The organism is Beijerinckia sp. L45 (assembly GCF_009765775.1).
Classification (GTDB): Bacteria; Pseudomonadota; Alphaproteobacteria; order Rhizobiales; family Beijerinckiaceae; genus RH-AL1.
Genome location: NZ_LMUU01000121.1, coordinates 1 through 6,407, shown reverse-complemented (window position 1 = coordinate 6,407; position 6,407 = coordinate 1). Strand labels below are relative to the sequence as shown.

At 67.9% G+C, this 6,407-nt stretch carries 5 protein-coding genes; 3 read left to right on the top strand and 2 right to left on the bottom strand.

Features of this window, described 5'->3' with window-relative positions; genetic code table 11:
* Positions 1 to 57: 57 nt before the first annotated feature.
* Positions 58 to 2,400, bottom strand: a complete 2,343-nt coding sequence (locus tag GSQ79_RS12810; protein ID WP_158809103.1) for an ABC transporter permease — start codon at positions 2,398 to 2,400, stop codon at positions 58 to 60.
* Entirely contained in the window at positions 2,397 to 3,425 is a 1,029-nt protein-coding gene (locus tag GSQ79_RS12805) for an HlyD family secretion protein (RefSeq protein WP_158809102.1), read from the bottom strand. Before GSQ79_RS12805 ends, GSQ79_RS12810 begins: the two co-directional genes overlap by 4 nt.
* A 377-nt stretch (positions 3,426 to 3,802) precedes the next feature.
* Here GSQ79_RS12805 and plsY point away from each other — a divergent pair, with 377 nt between their 5' ends.
* The 3 genes from plsY to GSQ79_RS12790 form a co-directional block, all read left to right on the top strand.
* On the top strand, positions 3,803 to 4,402 hold the full coding sequence (gene plsY, locus GSQ79_RS12800; protein ID WP_158809101.1) for a glycerol-3-phosphate 1-O-acyltransferase PlsY: 600 nt from the start codon (positions 3,803 to 3,805) through the stop codon (positions 4,400 to 4,402).
* Positions 4,399 to 5,649, top strand: coding sequence for a DNA-processing protein DprA (gene dprA, locus GSQ79_RS12795; RefSeq protein ID WP_246725305.1), 1,251 nt, complete (start codon positions 4,399 to 4,401; stop codon positions 5,647 to 5,649). Before plsY ends, dprA begins: the two co-directional genes overlap by 4 nt.
* Before the next feature lie 52 nt (positions 5,650 to 5,701).
* Positions 5,702 to 6,407: TrkA family potassium uptake protein (locus GSQ79_RS12790; RefSeq protein ID WP_158809099.1), on the top strand; the 706-nt coding region annotated here is incomplete at its 3' end.

Here is a 6,407-nt window from a genome sequence, read left to right as displayed (position 1 = left end):
ACGCCGCCCGCGATCAGGACAACCAGGACGATCGGCAGGATGCGGCTGCGATGTGGTTTAGCGGCCAACGGTTGCCTCCCTGTTCGCCAGACGTGTCGCCAGGGCGCCGAGCAGCGCGTAGGCGCCGGTCAGAACCCAGAGCGTCAGCCAGTCCCGCGAGACATCGTGCAGGCTGGCGCCCATCTGGTTGATGCGGACCAGCCCGTCGATCGCGGAGGTGCTGGGGAAAAGCCGACTTGCGGTGCGTAAAGCATCCGGCAGCGCTTCGAGCGGCCATGATACGCCGACCATGAAGAACAGCGGCAGTGCTACGGCCATGAACATGAGCACCGCGCTCTCGCGCCGCTTGAACCAGGCCCCCGCGAATTGCGCGAGAAAGCTTACAGAGAGAACGAAGGGAATGGCCATGGCCAAAAGGTCGAGCGGCTTGCCCAGCGTCGAGAAGCCGTAGGCGTGGGGCAACACGACCAGATACAGCGCCAACCCTGGCGCCGCGAAGAGCAGATGCGTCAGCGCTTGCCCGACCACCGCGCGCAGCCCGCCACGCCGCCGCCGCCCGCTTCGCCCCTCCGACGCGAACGCCACGCCGCCGAGCGTGGCGACGCCCATGAACAGGCTTTGCTGCACGATGAGGAGGAAGGCGGCCGGAACCACGTAGCTTGCGTAGCCGCCTGTCGGATTGAACAGGGGTTCGCTCACCACCTTGATCGGTGAGGACCGCGTGAGGGCGGCCTGCACCAGACTGCCGTTCAGCCGGGCGCCGCGTGTGGCGATCCTGGCGCTGACCGTCGCGCTGGCTTCCGAAATGCCCTGCAGCATGCGGCTGTAGAGCAGGAAGTAGGCGGAATCGACGTAGGCCGGGATCCGCGCCTTGTTGCCTTTCAGGACCTCGCGTTCGGTGCCTTCGGGAATGCCGAGAATGGCGAAGACCTCGCGCCGGCCGAGCGCCTTCTGTGCCTCGGCGAGCGATTCCGCGCGGACCGCGACGCTGACGGCCTCGTCGGCGTTCAATGTCTCGATCAGATCGCGGCTGAGTTCAGTGCGATCGAGGTCGACCACGGCGACCGGAATGCCGCGCAGCAGCTGCCCGAGGTAGGGCTGCGGATACAGCACCCCGTAGATCACGGGCGCCAGGAGGATCATGCCGAGCGCGCCTTTGTCGCCGAGGATCCGCCAAGCCTCGGCGACCGTCGTCTTGCCGAGCCCGCGGATGTCGCGGAACGCACGCACCGGCTCGGGTGCCTTGACGGGGCCGCGGCGCGCGACGGCGCGCAGACGCCACCATGCGAGCGCGAAGAAGAGGATCGCGAGGGCGCCGAGCGCGCCGAACGGCTTTGCGGAGTCGGCAGCCGGCAGCCCGCGGGAGGCTTGGTCGAACAGGATCTCGATGTACCAGCGCAGCGGCATCGCCGCGCCCCAAAGCTGCGCGAAGGTGCTCATGGCGAGGATCGGAAATCCGACCCCGGCGAAGCCGAAGGCCGGCGAACAGTAGAGCGCGGTCACGCTCAATCCGGTCGCCAGGTTGCGAGTCAGCAGCTGGAACAAAGCGCCAAGCGCGAGATAGGCGATGATCAGCATGCAGGCGGCCGCTCCGAGCAGAACCGAGTCGCCGCGAAACGGAATATGCTCGACGTGGCTGATGACGGCGGCCTCGACGACCATCATGATGACGAAGATGCCGAACAGCGGCGCGAGCTTGCCGACGAGCGCGGCCAGCGGGCTGCCGCCCGCCGCCTTCATCCAGGCGCCCACGCTACGCGGCGACGAAAACTCCGAGCCGACGGCATAGCCCGCGGCGGCGGCGGCCAGCACGTGGAGGATCGTCGGCAGGATCGCGCGCAGCAGGAATTGCGCGTAGTTCATCGCCGGGTTGGTCAGGACATATTGTTCGACGACCAGCGACCCCGGTTTGAACGCGCTCGTCGTCGGCGCCGCGGTCGCGGGAAGCGCTGCAGTGGCCGCGTTGATGGCGCCCGTGACGGCGCTCGACGCGCTGTTGCCCGGGGTAAAATACTGCCTGTTGTAGAAGACCACGATCTGCGGATGCTTTTGCGCGGCGAGATCGCGTTCGAAGTGTTCCGGGATGTACACGGCGGCGATGGCGCGGCCGGAGCGGATCGCATGCATCGCGTCCGTGAGGTCGTTGGAACGCGCGGCAACGGTGACCCCCGGCGCGGACGTGATCGCCTGCACGTAACGCAGTGACGTCGGGGTGCGATCGGCGTCGGCAACGGTGACGTTGAGGTCGCGGATCACCGCGCCGCTGAATGTCCAGGCGAGCAGCGCGAAGGCGATGAGCGGCACGCCGATGGCGAGAAACAGCGCCAGGCGATCGCGCCGCATCCAGCGCAATTCGCGCGTGGCGACGAGCAGAAAGCCGGGGCGGGCAGGCGGCCTCATCGGGTCTTGCCCGGCCAATCCGCATAGACGCTCATGCCCGGCCTGAGCTCCGGGATCGGCGTCACGGGATAGGCCCGCACTTCGAACGTCCGCAGGTCGAAATCGCCGGTCGCACGTGTCGCCCGCCAGCCCGCATATTCGCCGCGTGTCGCGATGACCTTGATCGCCGCGGTGATGAGCCGGTCGCCGAGCGCGGGGACACGCATCTGAAATTGCTGGCCGACGTGAAGCCCCTTGACGAGATCTTCGCGGAGATCGAAGCGCAGCCAGACGTCGCCGAGATCGATCAGCGACAGCAACGGCACGCCGGGCGACACGTATTCGCCGCGCTCGGCGCCGATCTGGTAAACCTGCGAGGCGATCGGCGCTTTCACCGTCAGTTCGTCGACCTGCGCCCGGACGGTGTCGACCGAGGCCTGCGCATTGACGACATTGGCATGCGCGACGCCGCGCTCTTCCTTGGTGTAGCCCGCGATGGCTTCGTTGTCGGCCAGGTTGGCCTGATCGGCGGCACGCTGGGCGACCTGCAGCGCGTTGGTGGATTCGTCCAGACGCTGCAGGGGCGCGTTGCCACTGGCGGTCAGTTCCTTGACGCGCGCGTAGGTCTTTTGCGCCAGCGTCAGGTTGGCAGTCGCGGTTTCCACAGCGGCCTTGCGCTGCGCGAGAACCTCGGCGCGGGTGCCGACTTCGATGCGCGTCAGTTCCGCCGCCGCCGCGGCTTCCGCGGCTTCCGCCTGCTTGAGTTTGGCGAGCAATTCGGGATTGTCGATCCGGTAAAGCAGCGCGCCAGCGGCAACGTCCTGGCCGCGTTCGACCGGGCGCAGGCCGACCCGGCCGTCGACACGCGCCGCGATATCGATGCGGGTGGCGTCGGCTTCGCCCTGGATGATCAACGGCTGCGGCTGGATGAGGTACCACAACGTGGTCGCGACGATCGCCGCGATGATGAGGGTCACCAGGATCGCCGGCGCCAGCGCCGTCCGGGGCTTCACGGCCGGCGTTTTGTCGTCAGGCCTGTCGTGCATCGGACCCCCGGTCTGCCGCCTCGGAAACGCATAAACAGACCAGCCGAATTGTCGCGTCGAAACAACCGCGTGGTCTCGACTCGATCTTAGCTGTCTGCGCCGACACTGTCGCCCGTAACTGGCGTCGGGAGCCGATAATTATTTGTCGGGCTTTTGCCTGTATTGACTAGGCCGGCGCCGACAATGCATCGAGCGCAAAACAATCGTGACGTTGTTGTATCGCGTCGAGGCGCCGCCCTGCGAATGGCGCGTGACATCCAGAGACGATGGGACGCCAATCCATTGTCGGCAGAACGACATCGCCGCCTCGTTCGCCTCGATTGCGTCCGACCGCCCGCACGGCTACGGTCCCGCCATGTTGTGCTTGAGTATCCACCGTGGTCGCTGAAGTCTTGGCGTTTGTTTTGGGCTATCTCGCCGGATCGATTCCGTCCGGCGTCGTCGTGACGAAGCTGGCCGGCGTCGCCGACCCGCGCAGCATCGGCTCGGGCAATATCGGCGCGACCAACGTGTTGCGCTCCGGGCGCAAGGATCTTGCGGCCATCACGCTCATCGCCGACGCGCTCAAAGGCACCATTGCCGTCCTCGTCGCCGTGCATTTCGATGCGGGGCAGGGGCCTGTGGCGCTGGGTCTCGTCGCGGCTGCCGGCGCCTTCCTCGGCCATCTGTTTCCGATCTTCCTGCGCTTCAAGGGCGGCAAGGGCGTCGCGACCTTTTTGGGCTGCCTCATCGGGCTCGCCTGGCCCGCCGCGATCGCCTTCGCTGTGATCTGGCTGGCGGCGGTCGCCGCGACGCGGCGCTCCTCGGTCGGCGCGCTGGCGGCAAGCGCCGCCACACCGCTGGCCCTGCTGCTGCTCGGCGAGCGCAGTGCCGCCATGCTCTTCCTCGGCCTCGCCATCCTGCTGTGGATCAAGCATCACGCGAACATCGCCCGGCTCATCGCCGGCACCGAAAGCAAGGTGGGCCAAAAATCATGAGCCCGGACGGCCCGATGTCCGCATCGGCGCCGTTCACCGAGGCCCGGCGGCTCGCCTGGTTGCGGCTCTGGCGCTCGGACAATATCGGGCCGCGCACCTTCCAGACTCTACTGAAACGCTTCGGCAGCGCCGAGGCCGCGCTCGAGGCCCTCCCGGATCTCTTGCGCCACAACAATCCCGGCCGGGCGATCAAGATCGCCGCCGTGGCCGACATCGAGCGTGAGCTGGATCTTGCGGCGCGCTGCGGCGCCCGCTTCATCGCGATGGCGGAGCCCACCTATCCCAAGCTGCTTCTCGAGATTGATAGCCCGCCCGCGGTGATCGCCGCACGCGGCAACCTCGACACCCTGAACCGCGCGGCCATCGGCATCGTCGGCGCGCGCAATGCGTCTGCCGCCGGGCTCGCCTTCGCCGAGCGGCTCGCGCGCGGGCTCGGGCAGGCCGGCTACGTGATCGTCTCCGGCTTTGCCCGCGGCATCGACAGCCGCGCCCATCGCGCCAGCCTCGCCAGCGGCACCATCGCCGTGCTCGCCGGCGGCCACGACAAGCTCTATCCCGCTGACCAACAGCCGTTCCTCGACCGGCTGCTGGAGGATGGTGCGGCGATCAGCGAAATGCCGTTCGGCTGGGAGGCGCGCGGCCGCGACTTTCCCCGCCGCAACCGCCTCGTCTCCGGGCTGTCGCTCGGGGTGGTGGTGGTCGAGGCGGCGCGCCGCTCCGGCTCGCTGATCACCGCCCGCTTTGCCGCCGATCAGGGCCGCGAGGTGTTTGCCGTGCCCGGCTCGCCGCTCGATCCTCGCGCCGAGGGCACCAACGACCTGCTGCGCGATGGGGCCACTTTCTGCTGCGAGGTCGACGACGTGTTGCGCGCGCTTGCCGACCGAGTGCCGGCGAAGGGGCAGGGCGACCTGTTCTCCGACGCTCCCGCGCGTGATGACGAGCCGCTTTGGGACGAGCTCGATCTCTTCGGTAAGGCACCGGCGCCCGAGCCTGCGCGCGAAACCACGCCGCTAGTCTACGACAACGAGGACGAGCCGGCGCCGGGCGGGCTGGAGGAATCCGGCCGCCGCCCCGTCGAGCGCATCGTCGAAAAGCTTGGCCCGACGCCGATCTCGATCGACGAACTCGGCCGCGCCGCGGAACTCGCCTCTCGCGAGGTCCGCGCCGCTTTGCTGGAGCTGGAGCTTGCCGGCCGCATCGAACGCCATGGCGGCGGTTTGGTGTCGCTGATCATGGCGAGCCATTGAACGCTGGCCCGGAAAACGCTTCAGCCCAAGCTTCGCCGAGCCTTGGGCCCGCATGCTGACGTTTCTCTCTTCGCCCCTGCGCAATCTGCTCGCCGGCATGGTGTTCATGCTGGCGGTGTCGGCTGCCGCGACGGGCGCCTACATCCATGCCGGCTGGAGCGTCGGCGACGCCATCTACATGGTCGTGCTCACCGTCTACACCGTCGGCTACGACGAGGTGAACCCGATCAACACGCCCGAACTTCGGGCGATCACCATCGCGCTCGTCATCACCGGCTGCACCGGTATGATCTTCCTCACCGGTACGCTGGTGCAGCTGATCACCGCCAGTCAATTCCAGCAGCTTTTTGGAACCCGCCGCATGCAGAAGGACATCGACGGCCTTACCGGCCACGTCATCATCTGCGGTTTCGGCCGCATCGGGCTGATGCTGGCCCGCGAGTTGCGCGCCGGACAATGCGACTTCGTGGTGCTGGAGCGCGGCGAAAGCCGCCTCGCGGCATGCCGCGACCTCGGCTATCTCAGCCTGCAGGGCGACGCGACCGACGAAGACGTGCTCAAGCTCGCCGGCGTGTCGCGCGCGAGGGCGCTGGCGACGGTGCTGCCGGACGATGCCGCCAACGTCTTCATCACCCTGAGCGCGCGCGGCCTCAACCGCGAGCTCACCATCATCGCCCGCGGCGAGGCGCCGACGACCGAGAAGAAGCTGCTGCAGGCCGGCGCCGACCGCGTGGTGCTGCCGACGCGCATCGGCGCCG